This is a genomic window from Exiguobacterium sp. s122 (assembly GCF_018618475.1).
GTDB classification, from domain to species: domain Bacteria; phylum Bacillota; class Bacilli; order Exiguobacteriales; family Exiguobacteriaceae; genus Exiguobacterium; species Exiguobacterium himgiriensis.
Genome location: NZ_JACSMD010000001.1, coordinates 363,044 through 381,103, shown reverse-complemented (window position 1 = coordinate 381,103; position 18,060 = coordinate 363,044). Strand labels below are relative to the sequence as shown.

Below are 18,060 nucleotides of genomic sequence, written 5' to 3'. Positions count from 1 at the left end.
CCATCCCTTCCATCGCTTACGCCGGGCGAATCACCAGGCAATAAGCGTCATAGTCTATGTGTTGTGTGAGTGTGATCCCTTGTTGCATCAAGTAACGGCCACTTAACGCTTTACCGTCATACGTATACGTCTTCTCCGGGTCGAGCCCGGCGAGTTTGACGCGGAGCTTGTTTTTACCATAATGGCGTCGATCAGCGTTGACGAGGGCGACGTAGTCCTCCCCGTCCGTGTAACCCATCGCGTGGAAGCCGTCCGTTTTTAGTGAGGCGAGCCGGTAGCTCGTCCCGTGTTGCACGAGCGGGCGGATCGACTTGTACGTCTCGATCCAGCGCTTCGATTCGGCCAGGTCGTCCTTGCTCCATTCGAGAAGATTGCCACCGATGCCGAGCGTACCTTGCATCGCGCTGACGAATCGGTAGGCGAGCGGCAAGGCGCGAGCGTTTAGCCAGTTCGGCGCGTCCGTTACCCAACAGCTCATCATCTTGGCGTTATAAGCGTACGAGAAGCCTTCTTGAATCGTGAGCCGGTCGAGCGCATCCGTGTTGTCGCTCGTCCACACTTGTTCGACGCGCGTGAGCACACCGAGGTCAATCCGTCCTCCACCGCCGGCACATGACTCGAAGGCGACGCCTGGATGTCGTTCCCGTAGCGTATCAAGGATGCGATAGACGGCATCCGTATGACGAAGCCACAGTTCTTTCGCTTTATTTAAATGCGGACTGTCCGGCTCGGAGAAGGCGCGGTTCATATCCCATTTGATGTAACGGATCGCGTGCTTCGACAGCAAATCATCCAATAGACCGGTCACGTGCGCCTCGACTTCCGGGAGCGCCAAGTTCAAGACGAACTGGTTGCGCGACGTCGTCGACGAGCGTCCTTCCGTGTGATAAATCCAGTCCGGGTGGGTCCGATACAAGTCGCTATCCGGGTTGACCATCTCCGGTTCGACCCAGAGGCCAAACTGGAGACCTTTCTCTTCCACATAGCGGATGAGCGGGTCGAGCCCGTTTGGGAATTTTTTCGTATTGACGTGCCAATCTCCGAGACCGGCCGCGTCCGAGTTCCGTTCGCCGAACCAGCCGTCGTCGACGACGAACAGCTCGCAGCCGATGGCGGCCGCTTCATCGACGAGCCGTTTCTGTCCGTCCTCGCTGACATCGAAATACGTCGCCTCCCACGAGTTGTAAAGGACCGGGCGGAGCGTCTCGCGCGTCGCTTCGGGCATGATGACGTCGCGCTCGAAGTCGTGCGCGTTCCGGCTCATGCCGCCGAAGCCTTGCTCTGTATAGCCGATATAAGCCGAGGGCGTCGTGAACGAATCGCCTGCCTGTAGCGTCTTCGTGAAGTCGAACGGGTTGATCCCGCCCGTTACTTGCGTGAAGCCGAACTGGTCGCGCTCGAAGTGGATGGCCCAGTTGCCCGAATGGCCGAGGAATCCGTAGATGACCTCGCCATGTTCTTCTGTCGCCGCGTCGTCGAGGGCAAACCATGGGTTGTTTTGATGACTCGTCAACCCGCGGCGGCTCTCGATTGTCTTTTTGCCCGAAAGCAACTCGCCTTGCTGGAGCTGGAACTCGCCCGTCCATAGCCCACTGAAGTGGCTCAGGCGGAGCGTGCGGTCGATAAGGCCGAGGCTAAACGATTGGGCGCTCTCGAGCGTCGTCTCGTTTTCGGCCTTCACCGTCATCTTGCGTGCGATGATGTCGTACGCGGCATACACCGTGAAGTGGAGCGTCACCGTCAGCCGTTGGATGGCGTCGACCAAGTCGAGCTCGAGCGTGTCGCCGTCGATGCGGGCATGTTGAAGCGTGAAGGCGTGTAACCGTTCACCCGAAGTCTCGCTCTTGAGCGTCGGCTCGGTGTAGACGAGGTCACCGAACGAGGCGAACTCGTACGCGGCGACGCCTTCTGGTGTCTCGAACGACGAGTGCAGGACACGTGCGTCCGGCAACTCGACGTAGTCCGATTCATGTAAACGTCCACCAAGGTATTGATGGACGAGTCGGCCACGGGCGTCGACGTCGAACACGTAGGCGACGTTCGTGCCTTCGATCACGAAGCGGTCGTCGAAGCGGTAAATCATACGCCCACCTCCTGCTTCAAGATGACGACGTCGAGCGGCTTCAGCTCAAGCTCCCCTGAGACGTGATTGCCGTCGAGCGTCTTCCAGTCCCCGGTCACCTCGACCGATGACGTCAATTCCGTCGAATGGTTCAAATAGAAGCGAACCGTATAGCCGTCGCCGAAGCGGTCGACTTTCTCAACGTCGTCCGGGAGTCGATTTGCGTCGATACCAGCGCGGGTGAGCGCCTCGTTATAAATCGTATCGAGCATCGCGTCGTCGACCGATGAGCCGATGTAGGTCACGTCCCCTTTGTGCGTATGGCGCGTGATGGCGGCCGTCCCTTTGTAGAACGCTTGGCCGTACGTCGCGAGCACTTCCGCACCATGTGGGGTGATCAAGTCGCACCAAATGTTCGCCGTCGACACTTGGTCGCCAAGCTGGACCTCATTCGATTGGACGGCTTGGAGGCTCTCGTACTCGTCGACCTCGATGCCGGCATATTTGGCGAATTTGCCCGGTAACGTCAAGTTATGGCACCGGTTGAGCGGGTCTTTGACGCCGGTCCGATACGTGAAAATGACGTTGCCGCCGTTCTCTAAATAGTCGAGGAGCGTCGCATCGAACGTCTCATTTCCGAGGAAATAGAGTGGAACGACGACGAGCTTATAGCGGTCGAGCGCGTCACCCGGAAAGACGATGTCCGTGTTGACGCCTTGGCGGACGGCCGCCCCGTAGAAGCGGACGAACTCTTGTTTGAAGTTGAACGCGTCCGAGTGTGGCTGATGTGTCCACGCCCACAAGTTCTCTTGATCGAAGTAGACGGCGACATCGGCCTTGTATTCGGCAGCGTTAATCATGTCGCCGTGCGCATGCAGTTCTGACATGACGTGCTGGACTTCCTTGAACTTCCGTTTCGGCTTCCCATCATGGTCGATGATGCCGTGGCAAAACTCCTCGGTCCCAAAGTCAGCAGCCCGGAAACGGAAATAGACGATTGCCTCGGCACCGCGGGCGACGGCTTGGTGTGTCCAAAGTCGGATATGCCCCGGGCGCGGTAAGTACCCGATGCGGCTCCACCCTTGGGCGCCACTGAGCTGCTCCATCACCCAGAAGCCTTTCCCTTGTTTTGATGAACGGCACAGGTCGTGGTCGTGCGCCGTCTTCTCGAAGCGGTTCGGTTCCGGCAACCCGCCCCAGACCGGATAGTTGTCGAACGAGACGTAATCGAGGTCTTGGGCCATCTGTTGCTGGTTGATCGCCATGTCGCTATAGACGAGATTGTGCGTGATGAACGCATCGTCATGGATGAGCGGGCGGAGCGTGTCAACTTGGAGCTTGTTGAACGAGCGGTATGCGTCCGAACAGAAACGGTCGAAATCGACGAGGAGCGACGGGTTGTGTTCTTGGAACACGGTGCGAGGGACCGGAATCTGTGTCCATGCCGTATACGTATGGCTCCAGAAGACGGTCCCCCAGGCGGCGTTCAACGCATCGAGCGTCTCATAGCGCTCCTGTAACCACGTCTGGAACGCGACTTTGTCGACGTCGCCGTACGAGCGGTCCGATTTCTCATGGCCGTATTCGTTATCCGTCTGCCAGCCGATGACGCGCGGGTGTTTACCGTATCGTTCGGCCATCTTCTCGGTGATGCGTTTGCAGTACTCGCGGTACACCGGGCTGTTCACCGTATAGTGGCGACGGGCACCGAAACTGATGCGGACCCCGTCCGCCGTCACTGGCAAGATGTCCGGGTGCGCCTCGATCATCCATGCGGGCGGCGTCGCCGTCGGCGTGCCGAGGATGATGTCGAAATGTTCGCCGAACTTGTCGACGACCTCGTCCCAAAACGAGAAGTCGAACTCCCCGTCGGCCGGTTCCATCATCGTCCATGCGAACTCGGCCATCCGGATGACGTTGACACCGAGCTCTTTCATCAAACGGACGTCCTCATCCCAAAGGGCACGGTCCGTCTGTTCTGGATAGTAGTCTACTCCTAAATACATTGCATTCACCTCAATCGATTATTTGACCGCCCCTGACGTCATGCCTTTCTGTAGGAAGCGTTGGAAGAAGATATAGAACACCATCGTCGGCAAGCTGATTAAGACGAGCGAGGCGTAGAGTTTCCCTGGGTCTCCACCGAGCGCTTCTGTGAAGAACGTCGGCGCCATCGTCACCGTCTGTTTCGCCGGATCCGTCATGAACGTGAGGACCATTAAGTACTCGTTCCATGAGTTGAGGAAGGCGTAAATCGTCGCCGTGGCGAGTGCGGGTTTGGCGAGCGGCATCATGATTTTGTAGAAGATTTGGAACGTCGACGCCCCATCGATATGGGCTGCTTCCATCAATTCGTTCGGTAACTCGTCGAAGTAGCTCTTGATGAGCATTAAACCGAACGGGAGGAAGAATGCAACTTCGGCGCCAATGAGTCCCCAGTAGCTGTTCAATCCGTCGAGCGTCCGCAATGTAAAGAAGAGTGGCACGATGAGCGACGCGACCGGAAGCATAAGGCCAGCGAGGACGAGATTAAACAACAGCCGTTTCCCGGCGAACTCAAGCTTCGAGAAACCGAACGCTGCGAAGGCGAGGAACGTGATCGAGATGGTGATCATAAAGAAAGCGACGAAGAAACTGTTGAAGACGAACTGTGGGAAGTTCGGGTTCTGTAGCGTCGCGATATAGTTGCTGAACCCGTTCACCCGGAGGCTCTCTTTGAACATGACGAAGATCGGGAACAGCCAGATGACAGCCATGAGCGAGAGGCCAATATTCGTCAACCATCTGCCTTTTTTCGTTTGAATTTCCATGTGTGGGCCTCCTTAGTCCATTTTCTTCTGTACGCGTGTCTGGAAATACGTGATGCTGAGCGCGATGATGAGCAAGATGACCGCAATGGCGCTCGCGTAACCGACTTCTTGGTGGAGCATCGATTTCCGGAACAAGTATGTCGAGATGACCTCGGTCGAGTTACCCGGGCCGCCTTGCGTCGAGATCCAGACGATGTCGAACGTCTTCAGTCCGCCGATGACCCCGAGGATCGTCAGCGTGAACGTCGTCCCTTTTAAGTTCGGGAACACGACGCTCCAAAGCGTGCGCCAAAAGCCGGCGCCGTCGATATTGGCCGCCTCGAACACTTCGCGCTCGATTGCGAGCATCGCCATGTAGTACATAATCATCGATGAACCCGTCCATTGGAAAATGTTAATCAAGATGATCGAGTAGAGGGCGACGTCCTGATCGCCGAGCCAGTTTTGTGCGAGCGAGCCGAGACCGACCGCACGCAAGAATTCGTTGATGTAACCGAACTGGAAGTCATAAATCTGAGAGAACGCCGCACCAAGGACGACCGGACTCAAGACGACCGGGAAGAAGAACACCGATTTGAAGAACGTCCGGCCGACCCCTTTCGTGTGGAGAAGGTATGCCAAGACGAGTCCGATGCCTGCTTGAATCGTCACGGTCAATACTGTGAAAATCCCTGTGTTCTTCAACGCACTATAAAATTCCGGATCACGGAACATACGCGCAAAGTTCTCAAAGCCGATAAATACTTTCTCAAACGAGATTCCGTCCCATGAGAAAAGTGAATGGTACGCGTTGTAGAAAATCCCGTAATAGATGAAAGCCATGACGAACAGGACCGTCGGGGCGACAAACGCCCAGCCGACAAGGTTTTTCTTCATCTGTACCTTTTTCCGCATCGGGTCGGGTTGTTTCGGCGGCAGGATCAACGGGGTCGGTTGCCCGCCCTCCTTCAAATCGGTCGCTTGTTGCATATGAATCCCTCACTCTCTTCAAAAGATCGAGCGCCAGCGAGACTGGCTACTGGCGCTCGGAATATTATTTACCTTGATCGGCGATCGCTTGGATGCGCTCGAGCGCTTCTTTTGCGTCTTGGCCGGCAGCGATGTTTTGAAGCTCTTTTCCGAGCGTGTCATAGACGCGCGGGTCACGGATGCCGCGGCCTGCGACAGCGTTCTTCACTGTCTCGTTCAAGATTTCATACGATTCGCGTTCGACGTCATTTGTGAACTTGTCTTCGTAGTCGACTTCGATGTCGTTGATGGCTGGTGCCATTTCAAACTTCTCCATGTAGAGCGACTGGCCTTCGCCTTGCGTCATGTAGGCGATGAACGCGGCCGCGCCGTCTTGTTGTTTCGACTCTTTGTTCACGCCGAGTGCCATGTCAATCGAAGCGATGACCGGTTGCTCTGTGCCGCCAGCGAGGTTAGGGAGTGGGACGAAGCCAATCTCGTCTTCGAAGTTGTTCCACTTATCACGTTTCTCGACTGTCGTCATCGAATGGGCTTCCCATGAGCCGATAACCCACATCCCTACTTTTTTGTCGAAGAAATTATTCATTCCGTCCATGTATGTCGCGAGGCCTAAAGCACCTTCTTGGAATACTTTATCCGCGAAGAGGCTCTGCCAAAGTTCAGCTGTCTCGACCATCTCGGCATCTGTCCACTTTGCTTCGCCTTCAAGTACTTTCTGGATGTAACCCGGTGCAACTTGATGGCTCAACACGTTAAATACGTCCGTGCCGACCCAAGCATCTTTCGCGCCAAGTTGAAGCGGGATGATTTTGTCGCCCGATGCATTAATTTTCTCGACCGCCGCGACGGTTTCATCGTAAGTCTTCGGCGGCGTCACCCCGTACTTGTCAAGAATTGTCTTGTTGTACATAAGGTACGCTTGCCCGGTAAACCCGACCGGTATGGCCATCTGTTCCCCGTCTACCGTCGTCTGTTCGACACCGAGTTCGATGAACTTTTCTTTCCAGCCTTCGCCAGCTGCTTTGTCCATGTACTCTTTCGCTGGGACGAGACGATCTTTATATTGTGGAATCATCGGTTCTTTAAGACCGATGACGTCCGGGCCGTCGCCACCGAGCATCGCGACTTGCAGCTGTTGCTCATAGTCTTCAAGTCGCTTGAATTTAACGACATAGTCGTCTTGCGATTCGTTGAACGCTTGGGCAAGCGCCTCCCCGACTTCAGGTTGCGGTGCCCAGCCCCACCAGTTGATGATCGGCTTGCCGTCTTCTGTCGTAGCGGCCGCCTGTTCTTTGTCACCACAGGCTGCGAGTAGCGACGAGAGGACGAGTACAGATGATGCGAGTGCGATAGTCGATTTCTTCATGTTCATTCTCCTTTGAATGTGTAGTCACGCCACGAGTCGGTGGCATAGTTCCCGAATGAGTGTTGCCGGCATCGGCTTGTCGCCGAGCCTCGTCAATGTATAAGCAATCAGTTCAATATCCAGTTTCGGCTCTTCTATGTATGGCCCGACGACATAGAGGTCCGCCCCGAACGGCAACGCGTCTTGCTCCTTCAAGCGCCAGAGCAACAACTCGAACAACCCGTCTGGCTCGTCTGTTTTCGCATCGCGTGATAAGTTCGATACGCGGAACAAGCGAATGTCCCGGGTCGCCTCGTCATAGAGCCGGAAGATGCCGTCTCGCCGCGAGCGTGTGATAACGATATCGGTCTCACCTCCTGTTAGCGCTTCCATTTCGCTAAACATGGATTCGTCCCGACTGAAGATGCGAGTCGCGCCGTAACGGCCGAATATGTCGTGAAACTGATCTTTCAATGGTGTCTCTTTTTGCATCATTACCCCTCCAGACGTGTTCCCGAGAGTGTCACCCCTTACTTAGTAAATTAAATTTATTATCTAACTACAATCACAATATAGCATATCGCTTTTCTTTTTGTAAACGCTTTCTTAAAAAGAAATAAAAAAACGTCTTTCCACGAGAGAAAGACGACATGAAAAATCATTGGATTTCACGAAACAGTTGGTTTGTAATCAGGGCCGCCGCTCCAAGTGCGCCGTGATCGGCGTTCCAAGCAACAACGCGAATATCAGTCTGTCTCGCATCAATGGTGAGTGCGGTTTGAGCTACGCGTTCCTGAATGTTTTCTACGACATGTGGTGCATAACTAAAGAGCGGCCCGCCAAGGAGAATCCGATTCGGGTTTAACAGATGGATCATGTTGAGCGTAGCGATGCCGATATATTCCCCAGCCCGCTCATATAAAGCACGAATCTGCACATCATTCTTCACCTTGTCGCGGAGCGTCTCGAGCGTGAGTTCGTCATTCAACTGAAGTGCCTCATTCAGAAGCGCCCGTTCCCCGGCGACAGCTTCTAAGCACCCACGGTTGCCACATGAGCAGATGGGCCCATCCAGCATGATCCGCATATGGCCAATCTCACCGGCGATATGGTGTTTCCCATCAATCAACTCTCCTCCGTGAACGTATGCGCCACCAATCCCGTAGCCCGCATACACGTAAAAAAATTCATCAATCCCAATCGCTTCTCCAAAATAAAGCTCCCCGAGCGCGAGCGTACGTACATCGTTCTCGACGAAGACGTTCTGTTTGAGCCTTGTCTCGAGCTCTCGCTTCAGTGGAATGTCATGCAAATGGAAGCGCGGCGCAAACAAGACGACCCCTTCGCGTGCCTCGACCATTCCGTGTACCGAGACCCCGAGCCCAATGACATCCCCTGTTGTAGCACGCGCTAATGTTATGTAGAGGGCGACAACCGCCTCAATGAATTCATCGTTCGTGTCAAACCGTTCATCATGCCACGCCTCATGTAATAGTTCGCCATGAATGTTCGTTAAGACACCATGAAGTTTTCGTTGTGTGGCGTCAATTCCGATGACGAAACGGTCACTCGCAGCGAGTTCAAGCATAATCGGACGGCGCCCACCGCTTGAGACGCCGAGTTCACGCTCGACGATAAGTCCTTCTTCTTTCAATTCGTTGACGATGTTCGAGATCGTCGGTTTCGTCAAACTCGTCTCTTTGGCGAGCTCGACCCGGGACACCGGCTGATGGAGCCGGATGAGCCGAAGGATGAGCGAGCGGTTATACGTCCGCATCCATTTCGAGTTCCGTGGTGTCGTCTTCCCCATAACTGTTCCACCCATTTCTCTATTTTTTCTTATTGTAACACTTTTGTGAAAACGCTTATAAAAAATAGAGAAATTTCATTGATTCTCATAATGACCAGACTGCTACTTCTTCCACTTCCCCCTCCAATTTTTTACCGGAAGTACCGGTTTAGGCAATTGAAGTGGTTCGTCTTGAATAATCGCTTTGGCGTTTTTTCTATACATTTCCCACATCGACTCGCCTAACTCGTCAACAATTTGCTCTTTTGTCCGGGTCCAGTTAAATGAGCGACAATCGGTATTATGAGCATCGGACGCAATAAGTTGACTCAATCCGTTTCTTAAAAATGTTAACGCAAGCTCTTGAACATGACGACCAAAGTCTCCCGTCACGCTACTTGTTGTAATTTGCGAAAGAGCACCCGCGTTTACTAACTCGAATAAGCGACCGGGCTCTCGTGCAAACTCTTTATTTCGTTCCGGATGTGCAATAATAGGCACATATCCTTCTAATTGAAGGTTGAACAATAACTGATTCACATAAGCAGGTACACTATCGCTTTGAAATTCAATCAGAACGTAACGTGAATTTGCAATTGTCATAGCTTTCGCATTTAGAAGTAATGTGGTGAGTTCACCAGAAACACGTATTTCTTGTCCTAAATAAAGATCGATGAGAATTCCTTCTTCTTGAAAACCTGCACAGACTTCTAAATATTTTTGTTTAATCCATTCATTATTCGAATCGAATTGCGGGTGAAAGGCATGGGGCGTAGCGACAATAGAGGTTACCCCTTCTTCCATCGCAAGCTTCCCCATTCGAAGCGATTCTTCTAGCATATGAGGACCGTCATCGACAGAAGGAAGAATATGACAATGAATATCAATCAACGTAACATCTCCTTTAAAATGAATATGAATCCGTTATCTACCTTTTCGTGCTATAGTCATGTATCCATTACTTATTCGCTTCTGCAATTAACTTTCCTCGTTTGTTTTATTCGATTTCGCGCATGTACAATTAAAAGTCTGATACACTTTAAAAGGTACGACTTTAGAAAAGGAGGAAGTAATTTTGCAGGAACAAGACAAAATTCGCCAACTGATTGCTGGGTTGCCTACTTCTAAACAAATCGCTTTACAAGAATTAATTAAAAAAAATTTATCCACTTCAAAAACTTTATATGATTCTTATAATGAATTAACCGGAGAAGTAAATTTTTCAATTTTTAAAAAGAAACAAACTGTTCATACTTTTGAAGTATGGTTACTAGATATGAGAACGGACAGTCCGTTTTCTTCTTATTACATAGCATTACTAGAACGAATCGATGACATTTTATCGAATCATGAAATGCAACATCCGATTTCTACAACAGAGCTTAATAATCATTTACCCGTTACTCAACAAGGAACATCTAAGCGTCGATACAAGCCTGAACGTGAATTGCCTTCTCTTTCAGAACGTGCACAATATCATCGTCTTATTGAACCGGCTCGACCTCGTAAACAACGAAAGGGATTACTTTTTTTAGTCGCCACGTTTCTGCTTTTGAGCGGAGTAGCATATTTTAGTTATCCATCTTTCATGTCCTTGTTTGAATCTAATGAAACGAAAATGATCAAACCTATTAAAGCGCCACCAGAGCCTGAACCAGTAGCAGACCAGACGAATCAATCAAATGAGCAGACGGTGTGGGTGACTTCAAAAACTACGGATTTAGTCAGTGCACCAAATAGTTCAAGCGTTACATATGTCGGGGATATCGGTGATCGCTATACCGTTCTTGGCAAAAAAGATAATTTTATCAAAGTCGATTTAGGCAAAATGACTGCGTGGGCACCTGAAACGGCAATGACAACCGAATGGAAAGCAGCTACCTTATCTAACCAAGACCTCCTTTCATGGGTGAAATCAAATCTCGATTTAACCTATGCCTTGTCTTTGAGTGAAACTCTAGGATTGGCCGAGACTGAATTATATGACACAATCGGTAACCCGTACGGAGAAGAACGCGATTCGTTAAACACATATGCATTTTATAATGGCTTATTTTTCACAATTCAAAACGAACAAATCCACGCCATTGACTGGACAAACACCAGTGTGTCAAAACAGAATTTTATGACGCTTGGCGAACCTACGCTTGAAACGGAAGATGCTGTCGTCTATGAGAGTGAGAATTATTCACTCCGTCTTTTTATTGGGACGAACGGCTCGACGCGTGTTCGTTTGACCGAACTATAAAACAAGTCCCCGACATAAGGTCAGGGACTTGTTTCTGTTAGTGAACCCATATAAAGCCATATGGTTCTAATTCAATCGTCTCGACCGGCTCTTCCGTGAATACATTCGTACCCTGAACAGAGAGCGTCACGGATTCATTCGAGACGTTCGTGTAGAGCGTGAGTGTCTCTTGCCCGTCCGTTCGCTCGACGGCAAACACCCGGTTGTCGACTGAAACGATTCGTTCGCGCGCATAAGGCGAGAGCGCCGGGTGCGTCCGTTTAACGTTTAATTGACTCAGGATGCCAGAAAAGACATTTAACCGTTGCGGGTCCGTTTTCACCTCTTGGATGAGCGCATCTCGATCGACAGGTGTCGTCACACCAAGAAGCGTTCGATAATCAATCGCCGGGATACCGCGTAACGACAACAGGATACTGTGGGCTGCAAGAATTTGTTCCGGTAACGGATTAATTAAGTTTTTCTCGAACGGGTCACGCTCTGGGCTAGATAAAAAGTTATAATATGTCTTCCCTTCAGGCGGTGCATCATAGCCGGTCCAATCGCGTAACCGTGTCGCATCGCCTTGGGCGAATGCGAGAAGGACGTGCGAGGCGAAATCGAAGTGACAAATCGCATCGGCGACATCGAAATAAGCGGGTACTTGTTTTGTATCCCCTTCATAGGCAAGGATCAATTGTCCGTTCGCCTTATAATGATGAAGCACGCGATGCCATAAGGTCAGAACAAGTCGAATCCGTTCTTCCGGCATCCCGCGGAAGGACTGGACATGGACACGAAGCGCCGTTGCGCCTTGAGCGAGCCGTTCGATAAACAAATCCGTCTCTTTTAGAAGATCGAACTGTGTCTCGTTATAGACGTCCGGCTCCACATCATACATGAGTCCAAACTCTTGGTGAAATCGGCCGAGGTCCTCGAGCAAACGAATTCGTGGATTGACACGTGTGTCGCTCGTCTCCTTAGCATATGGGAATAGCGAGACGAGATACAAATCGCTGATTGATGCTTGCACATGGTCTTTTAACAACTCATGAAGTGCATCAAGGTCGGGTGTCCCGTCTGTCGTGACGGCGTTCGCATCGATCATGAGGACGTTTGTCCGCTCTGTCGGTACTTCACCGTCATGCCACGTCTGAGCATCCCATTTCATGAATAATTGTTTCCACTCCGCTACGGAGTGATTATCGACGAGCTCATCGACAATCGGTTTTACATGTTCCCAAATCATCCAATCCCTCCTGTCTTCTCTTCTTATCAGTCCCACCATTTATACACTTCTAAACGCAAAAAGAGCCGCCTAAAGGGCGACTCATTCCATCAATCGTTTTAATTCATCTTGGACTCCCGCTAAAGAGGCCGGGTCCGGATTCCAGTAATAGATGCCGTTACTTTCCTTTCCACCGGTCCCTTCAATTCGTAACGTGCTCGCGTTCCGGAACGCTTTCATATAGTCAGTTGATAAGGAAACAAGTTCGTTAAATTCTAGGTTCGTTTTCGCATGGTCACCCGCTACCTCGAGAAGACGTGTTACGGTATCGACCGAGAAGCTGCTCCGTCCTTTTTCGACGATGGCCGCGACGATGGCCCGTTGTCGTTCTTGACGACCGAAGTCCCCGTTCGGGTCTTCGTAACGCATACGTGCATAGGCGAGTGCCTCCGCCCCGTTCAATTCAAGCTCACCGACCGGGAACGTATGATTATCTTGTTCGAACGCAAACGTGTTCGTCACGGTCACGCCGCCGAGCGTGTCGACAACTTCCGTGAAGGCTTCCATGTCTGCCTCGACCACGTAATCAATCGGGATGTCGAGCAAGGCTTCGACCGTATCCATCGCCATGTCTGTTCCGCCGAACGCATAAGCATGGTTGACCTTATCTCGTGTACCGTATCCGACGATTTCCGTTTTCGTATCGCGTGGAATCGATAATATCGCCCCTTCGTCTGTCGTCGGGTTTAACGTCATGACGATGATGGAGTCACTTCGACCACGTTGGCCTTCACCGCGGTCGATGCCTAGCAGAAGAATCGAAACGGACTTTTCGTCTTCGATTGTTTCCACGTTTCTTCGCTCTTCTCGTACGTCGAGGTTTTGATTCACTTTCGAGACGGTATCATTCACATCCCGATACATCGACCACGTCATCGCTCCGCCTACGACTAAAAAGAGCACGAGGATGCCAAGTGTGATGAAAAAGATGCGACGTCCGCCCCGCTTTTTACGATGTCTCGCCATCGAAAGCCACCTTCTTTCCAATATTCTTTACAAAAGGAGTTCCCTTTCCTCGTGTTATGTTATAGTACTTTACCAAAAAATACTAAGGATATCTTTGTGTGTTTTTATGGGAAATGTGTTTTCCGCTTTACTCTCCCTCGTTGCTTCGAAAAATGATATGTCCAGGCCGCATTAATTTCCGCACCTAACAGCATCGTCACAGCCGTTAAATATAACCAAATTTGAAGCAAGATGACGAGACCAATCGTCCCATACGTCTCCCCGAACATCGTGAACCGATCGACATAGACGCTATATCCGGTCGAGATGAGTTGCCACAAAATAACAGCAAATACGGCTCCCGGCAAGGCGTCATAAAATCGTACCCGCTGTTGCGGTGCAATCATATAGAAGGCAGAGAACGCGATAATTAAAATGATTGTCGAAATCGTATAGCGGGTGAGCGTCGCAAGACGAGAGAACTCTTCGACTGCCGGTGCGGCACGATATAACAACTCGAGGAACTCTTGACTAAAGACATGAAATACGACGAGGATGACGGCCCCGACACTCCAGGCGGCAAGCGTGATCAATCCGATGAACCGGCGATGCAAGTAGCCGCGTGCTTCCGTCTCCCCATATGCGAAGACGGTCAGTTTGACGAGTCGGGCCGTCCCATTCGTTGCCGACCAGATGACAATCAGCGCACCAAAGGAGACGAGGCCGACATTGATGTTTCCACTCACATCATAAACAATTCCGAACAAATCACGGACAGTTTCTCCCGGGACGAGTATTTCGATTTGCTCGATTAAGAGAGAGTCTTCAATTTTAAAAAATGCAGCGAACGCAAAGATGAGGAAGAAGGTCGGAAAGATGGCGAGAAACCAAAAGAAGGCGAGTGTGGCGCTATAGTCATTTATGTGATGGTCACGGAACCGATGGCGCACATCGATCGCGAGCAAAATCAAGCGGTCAACCAACGAAGGCCCTCCTTTTTTCTTTCTATTATCCCACAAAAAAGACGTTCGAGTAATCAGGTGTCATGGATTATAGGTCCAACAATTTGTTTAAGTAACCCGTTTCCCGCAAAGAGAGACCACATCCGACAGGCCGTTGTTCGTCATCGTCACACCTCCGAACAAACTATTGACTTCATCTTTTGAAAAAATGAGACAGAATTATTATTTATTGTCATAATTAACTTTAGTGTAATGAAATTGTAATGTAAATGACATATTAAAAAGGAGTTCTCCATGCGCTACGTCGTCACATGTTATTTGAGAGAAGGACAGACGGTCACATTTTATGCTTATGGCGGTACAATCTTTGATGTTGAACGCACGTTTAAAGAGACGTTACAAACAGCTAGTCCGTTGAACGACTTTGTCGAACTGAGCGACGGGTGGAAGATTCCGATCAGTACGATTCTCGCCTATCGCATCGACGAAGTGACCCCACTCTTTTGAACCCACTTCATTTCGGGTAACCCTATTAAAGAATAGATTCTTGAAGGGGTGACGATATGGAAATCGGAATGATCGGTTTAGGAAAGATGGGATTGAACCTCGCGCTCAACTTGACGGATGCGGGCTACCGCGTCCTCGGCTACGATCCAGGCAACGTGTCGACGAGCCAGTTCGAGACGAAGGATTCGCTCGAGGAAGTCGTCGAAGGACTAAAGACACCGCGCGTCGTCTGGGTGATGGTACCGGCTGGCGAAGTGACGGATCACGTATTAGCGGATTTGCATCAGCTGTTATCGCCAGGCGACATCGTGATCGATGGCGGGAACTCGAACTATAAGCAGTCGATCGCACGTGCCGAGCATTTCAAAGAAAAACTCATCTACTTCTTCGACGTCGGGACGAGCGGTGGCATGGAAGGGGCACGGCACGGGGCGTGCACGATGATTGGCGGTGACATGGAAGCGTTCGGCAAGATCGAGACGATCTTCTCCGACGTGTCGACGGACAGCGGCTACTTGTACGCTGGCCCGAGTGGCAGCGGGCACTTCCTGAAGATGGTCCACAACGGCATCGAGTACGGCATGATGCAGGCGATCGCCGAAGGGTTCGAGATTCTCGAGAAGAGCCCGTTCGACTACGACCACGAACAAGTCGCCCGCGTCTGGAACCACGGGTCGGTCGTTCGTTCATGGCTCATGGAGCTGACCGAGAGCGCGTTCCATAAAGACGCGAAGCTCGACGAGATTAAAGGCGTCATGCACTCGTCGGGTGAAGGGAAATGGACGGTCGAGACGGCGCTCGAGTACGGTGTGCCGGCTCCCGTCATCGCCCTCTCTCTCATGATGCGCCAACGCTCGCTCGAAGAGGACACGTTCTCCGGCAAGGTCGTCGCCGCGCTTAGAAATGAGTTCGGCGGGCATGCGGTCGAGAAGAAATAAGATGGACGCGAAACATCCTTCCTCGATTTCGAGGAAGGATGTTTTTCGGTGCCTCTTTTTACTCCATCGTATTGCCTTCGGCCGGGATTGGCGTCTGCTTCAACATCTTGGCGAAGTGAACCAAGTTATACGCCATCGTCTTCCCGTTCGACTTCGTGAACTCATTGTCCCGCCCGGCGTCGATATACGAGTCGCCCGGACCGGCCTCCCCGACCCAGTACGTGTCGACGTTTGGCGGCACGGTGAAACCGATATGTGACAAGCCGTATAGGATGGACGCGCAGGCGTGCTTCGCCCCGTCCTCGTTCCCCGTCACGACGACACCACCGACCTTGTTGTAGTAGATGGCCTGCCCTAAGTCGTTCGTCAGGCTACTCCCTCCGTACAAGCGCTCGATAACTTGGGTCGCGACGCTACTCTTCTCCCCGAGCCAAAGCGGTGTCCCAATGATGAGAATGTCCGCTGCCTTCACTTTCTCGAAGATCTGTGGCCACTCGTCCCCGCCCCCTTCATCCTCGGTCACACCGAACGCGACGTTGTAGTCGACGATGCGGACGATTTCCGACTCGACCCCGAGCGTATCAAAATGCGGGATGATGTCTTTCATCAACCCTTCTGTGTGCGATGTCGTGTCGCCGCCTTTTAATGAACAGTTTAAAAATAACGCCTTCATCGAATCCCTCCTTAAGTAATCAACAGTTAGGTGTTCCCGGTCTGAAGAAAGGATAACCGTCGGAGCACGCTAAAAACGACCCGCCATCTCCATGATGACGAGTCGTTCGAATACCTTTTAACAAACATATGTTCGTTTTATGGGACAGCGCAAACAAGCGCCTATTTATTCGCTTTTTCTATTCTTAGCGTAGCAAATCCGACAACATAAGTCTATTCTTTCTCAAGCCGAATTCGTACAGTTAAGGCAGACTCTTGAAAGGAGAACGCGAATGGAATCGTATCGATGGGACCTCAATCTGAAAGTTCGTTTAATCGGCGAAGGTCTGTTCAATTTATTGTTTTGGATGTACTTCCCGTTCATCACTGTTTATTTCGCTCAAACCCTTGGCGTCGAGCTGGCCGGGCTGCTCATGGCGGTGCCGCCCTTGTTCCTCTTAGTCGGCAGTTTGATCGGCGGAACGCTTGCGGACGAGGTCGGACGCCGTCCTGTGATGCTCGTCGGGACGTTCGCACAAGCGGTCTTATTCCTTGTCTTCGCCTTGTCGACGCACGCTTACGTCGATTACGTTACGTATATCGGGATTGGCTTTATGGGCGCCATTTATAAACCGGCCAGCTCGGCCATGGTCGCTGACCTCGTGCCGACGGAACAGTTACGTGATGTGTTCGCGACGTTTATGGCGTCGAACAATATCGGCGCCGTACTCGGTCCCATTCTCGGCGGGTTCCTTTTCTTCGAACATCGTCAAGCGCTCCTCTTCGGTTGCGCCTTCGTCCTGTTCGGGTATGGTGCGCTACTCGCGTTCCTTTCCCATGAGACAAAACCAGCCTCGACCGGGAAGACGATGAAGACGACATTTCGCACGCAAGTACAGTCATATCGGTTGATTCTACGCGATCGATTGTTTCGGCTCTATTTGATTGCCGGTGTGTTCGCTCTCATCCCGATTATGCAGCTCGACGTATACTTACCGGTCTACTTGATTGAACAAGCTCCGGCCATGTCCGACGTCTCGAACACGATCTTGTTCGGTTGGCTCGTCGCTTATAACGGTCTCTTGTTCGTCGTCTTTATCATTCCGGTCACACGTGTGTTTCGGGCATGGGACGAACGGCGCGTCTTTATATTGTCAACGTTTCTCGCCGGCTTCGGAACGTTTCTCGTTGCTTTCTCGTCAAACCTCTGGTCTTTGTTTCTCGTGACGACCATCTTCACGTTCGGGGAGCTCATTCGCTCTCCGGTCAGCCAAAGTTTTATTAGTCGATACGCACCGGCGTCATCGCGTGGCCAATATCTCGCCGCCGATACGCTCCAAAACACGGTTGGCAAGTTTCTCGCTCCCGTGACGGTGGTCGCTTCGGGATTCGTCTCTCCGTTCGTCGTCTTCACCCTCATCTTGCTGTCCGCGCTCATCGGGATGGGACTTTATGCAAACATGTTTACTCGGCTTACAAAAGAAGGCGAATGACCGCAGTCATCCGTCTTCCACTAATCCGATCTTCCGCGTCTGTTTCTCCTGAAACAAAAAAAGACCAGCTTTTC

Annotated in this window: 16 protein-coding genes; 4 read left to right on the top strand and 12 right to left on the bottom strand. The window is 51.5% G+C overall.

Translation table 11 applies throughout. From position 1 onward, the window contains the following. Window positions 1-16: 16 nt before the first annotated feature. From KNP92_RS02015 to KNP92_RS01980, 8 genes are all read right to left on the bottom strand, one after another. Window positions 17-2,083 (bottom strand): alpha-galactosidase, encoded by a 2,067-nt coding sequence (locus tag KNP92_RS02015; RefSeq protein ID WP_214836236.1) that lies wholly within the window; start codon window positions 2,081-2,083, stop codon window positions 17-19. After that, window positions 2,080-4,068 carry a beta-galactosidase gene (locus KNP92_RS02010; protein ID WP_214836232.1) on the bottom strand — a complete coding sequence of 663 codons (1,989 nt, stop codon included), beginning with the start codon at window positions 4,066-4,068 and terminating at the stop codon, window positions 2,080-2,082. The genes KNP92_RS02015 and KNP92_RS02010 overlap by 4 nt, the downstream gene beginning before the upstream one ends. An 18-nt stretch (window positions 4,069-4,086) precedes the next feature. Further along, entirely contained in the window at window positions 4,087-4,872 is a 786-nt protein-coding gene (locus tag KNP92_RS02005; RefSeq protein WP_214836229.1) for a carbohydrate ABC transporter permease, read from the bottom strand. 12 nt (window positions 4,873-4,884) lie between these two features. Beyond that, a complete protein-coding gene (locus KNP92_RS02000; RefSeq protein WP_214836226.1) occupies window positions 4,885-5,841 on the bottom strand; it encodes a carbohydrate ABC transporter permease in 957 nt (318 codons plus the stop codon). Between the two features lie 64 nt (window positions 5,842-5,905). Next, window positions 5,906-7,207, bottom strand: a complete 1,302-nt coding sequence (locus KNP92_RS01995; protein ID WP_251136360.1) for an ABC transporter substrate-binding protein — start codon at window positions 7,205-7,207, stop codon at window positions 5,906-5,908. Between the two features lie 24 nt (window positions 7,208-7,231). Then, entirely contained in the window at window positions 7,232-7,678 is a 447-nt protein-coding gene (locus tag KNP92_RS01990) for a hypothetical protein (RefSeq protein ID WP_214836219.1), read from the bottom strand. A gap of 166 nt (window positions 7,679-7,844) precedes the next feature. Continuing rightward, window positions 7,845-8,996, bottom strand: a complete 1,152-nt coding sequence (locus tag KNP92_RS01985) for an ROK family transcriptional regulator (RefSeq protein ID WP_214836216.1) — start codon at window positions 8,994-8,996, stop codon at window positions 7,845-7,847. A 102-nt stretch (window positions 8,997-9,098) separates the two neighbouring features. Beyond that, the gene (locus KNP92_RS01980) at window positions 9,099-9,866 is read right to left on the bottom strand and encodes a tyrosine-protein phosphatase (protein WP_214836213.1); all 768 of its coding nucleotides are present in this window, start codon (window positions 9,864-9,866) and stop codon (window positions 9,099-9,101) included. 184 nt (window positions 9,867-10,050) lie between these two features. Between KNP92_RS01980 and KNP92_RS01975 the strand changes: the two genes are divergently transcribed. Beyond that, window positions 10,051-11,223 carry a hypothetical protein gene (locus KNP92_RS01975; RefSeq protein ID WP_214836210.1) on the top strand — a complete coding sequence of 391 codons (1,173 nt, stop codon included), beginning with the start codon at window positions 10,051-10,053 and terminating at the stop codon, window positions 11,221-11,223. 37 nt (window positions 11,224-11,260) lie between these two features. On the opposite strand, the gene KNP92_RS01970 is transcribed toward KNP92_RS01975, so the two are convergent. The 3 genes from KNP92_RS01970 to KNP92_RS01960 all read right to left on the bottom strand — a co-directional run bounded on the left by KNP92_RS01970 (window position 11,261) and on the right by KNP92_RS01960 (window position 14,418). Beyond that, window positions 11,261-12,451 (bottom strand): alpha-amylase family glycosyl hydrolase, encoded by a 1,191-nt coding sequence (locus KNP92_RS01970; RefSeq protein WP_214836208.1) that lies wholly within the window; start codon window positions 12,449-12,451, stop codon window positions 11,261-11,263. 81 nt (window positions 12,452-12,532) lie between these two features. Next, a complete protein-coding gene (locus tag KNP92_RS01965; protein ID WP_214836204.1) occupies window positions 12,533-13,456 on the bottom strand; it encodes an LCP family glycopolymer transferase in 924 nt (307 codons plus the stop codon). A gap of 104 nt (window positions 13,457-13,560) precedes the next feature. After that, entirely contained in the window at window positions 13,561-14,418 is an 858-nt protein-coding gene (locus KNP92_RS01960) for a YihY/virulence factor BrkB family protein (RefSeq protein WP_214836201.1), read from the bottom strand. A 273-nt stretch (window positions 14,419-14,691) separates the two neighbouring features. Here KNP92_RS01960 and KNP92_RS01955 point away from each other — a divergent pair, with 273 nt between their 5' ends. Further along, complete coding sequence (locus KNP92_RS01955) at window positions 14,692-14,904, top strand: hypothetical protein (protein ID WP_214836198.1); 213 nt, start codon at window positions 14,692-14,694, stop codon at window positions 14,902-14,904. A gap of 56 nt (window positions 14,905-14,960) precedes the next feature. Continuing rightward, the gene (gene gnd / locus KNP92_RS01950) at window positions 14,961-15,842 is read left to right on the top strand and encodes a phosphogluconate dehydrogenase (NAD(+)-dependent, decarboxylating) (RefSeq protein WP_214836195.1); all 882 of its coding nucleotides are present in this window, start codon (window positions 14,961-14,963) and stop codon (window positions 15,840-15,842) included. 58 nt (window positions 15,843-15,900) lie between these two features. Here gnd and KNP92_RS01945 read toward each other — a convergent pair whose 3' ends face one another. Next, entirely contained in the window at window positions 15,901-16,515 is a 615-nt protein-coding gene (locus KNP92_RS01945) for a flavodoxin family protein (RefSeq protein ID WP_214836179.1), read from the bottom strand. A gap of 271 nt (window positions 16,516-16,786) precedes the next feature. Between KNP92_RS01945 and KNP92_RS01940 the strand changes: the two genes are divergently transcribed. Continuing rightward, window positions 16,787-17,986: an MDR family MFS transporter gene (locus tag KNP92_RS01940; protein WP_214836177.1), complete on the top strand. Its 1,200-nt coding sequence runs from the start codon at window positions 16,787-16,789 to the stop codon at window positions 17,984-17,986. The last annotated feature ends 74 nt before the right edge of the window (window positions 17,987-18,060 follow it).